The organism is Massilia hydrophila, assembly GCF_020208145.1.
Lineage (GTDB): Bacteria > Pseudomonadota > Gammaproteobacteria > Burkholderiales > Burkholderiaceae_D > Telluria > Telluria hydrophila.
In genome coordinates, this window is record NZ_JAHYBX010000023.1 from 1 (window position 1) to 1,366 (window position 1,366).

General features: G+C 60.3%; 1 protein-coding gene. It reads left to right on the forward strand.

The window, feature by feature from the left end; translation table 11 throughout:
- The first annotated feature begins 70 nt into the window (after positions 1 to 70).
- A protein-coding gene (locus LE190_RS21300) for an IS3 family transposase (RefSeq protein ID WP_439847503.1) occupies positions 71 to 1,329 on the forward strand; the annotation gives its coding sequence in 2 pieces (ribosomal slippage) (positions 71 to 401 and positions 401 to 1,329; 1,260 coding nt in all).
- Positions 1,330 to 1,366 lie beyond the last annotated feature (37 nt).

Below are 1,366 nucleotides of genomic sequence, written 5' to 3' on the forward strand. Positions count from 1 at the left end.
TGAAATAGCCCCTTGATTCACCAGACACAGTTGATGCTGTATCCTTACGGATAGGAATAAGACTGTGAGTATGACTAGTAACAAGCAAACCATCGAAGTCGTGACGGTGTCCGAAGAGCGACGCCGCCGCTGGTCAGTGCAGGAAAAGGCTGCGCTGGTCAAGGAAACGTACGAGCCGGGCATGAGCGTATCGCTGGTGGCCCGCAAGCACGGCATCAGTGCCAGCCAGCTGTTCAACTGGCGCAAGCTCGAGCGGGAAGGCGCCCTGGTCGCGGTGCAATCAGGTGAATCGGTCGTGCCGGCGAGCGAGTTGGCAGCGGCACGCGCCCAGATCGCGCAACTGCAACGCATGCTGGGCAAGAAGACGATGGAGGCGGAGATCCTGCGTGAAGCGGTCGAGCTGGCTCGCGAAAAAAAGTGGATTGCGCGCTCACCCTTATCGGACAAGGACGGGCAGTAAAGCCTGTCTGCGTTGTCCTCGGTGTAGCGCGCTCGCACGTGATTGACCTTCTTGCCCGACCAGCGGACTGGGTCGACAAGCGTACTGTGGCCAAGCTCGACTCGGTCGCCGACGCGATGATTGCCGACGCGGTACGCGCCGAAATTACGGCGCTGCCGACCTATGGCTACCGTCGGGCTGGCGCCTTGGTGAACCGTACGCGCAGCCTGATGGGCCTGCGTCCCGTGAACCACAAGCGCATGTACCGCGTGATGAAGCAGCAGGGTTTGCTGCTGCCGAAATCGCCTAGGCGTAGTGATAGCGGCCGGGCTCACGATGGCAAAGTGATGGTCGAGGAATCGAACCAGAGATGGTGCTCGGACGGCTTCGAGATCGCCTGCGACAACGGCGAAGTCGTGACCGGCGTTTTCATGAAGGACTGCTGTGACCGCGAGATCATCGCCTGGCGTGCCTGGATCGGCCGAGGGCTGCCTGGCGAACCAGTGCGTGACATGATGATCGAGGCCGTGGAAGCGCGTTTCGGCAGTACCGACGAGCGAGCAATTACCGTTGAATTCTTGAGTGACAATGGCGGCGCTTTCCGGGCCATCGAGACGCACGCCCTGGCCCATGAACTGGGCATCAAGCCAGTGCATACGCCGGTGAACAGCCCGCAATCGAACGGCATGGCAGAGAGCTTCGTGAACACGTTCAAACGGGATTACGTCGGCGGCATGGACCGCAGCAGCGGCGCTGCCGTGCTGGCTCAATTGCCTGACGCATTCAGGCATTTCAACGAGGTGCATCCGCATTCGGCGCTCGGCTACAAATCGCCACGGATGTTTAGGAAAGAGCGACGCCGTCAGGCTCTGGAAACTGACGCTAAATAGGCATCAGGCTGTGTCCGGGAAAAGCGGGGCAAGATCA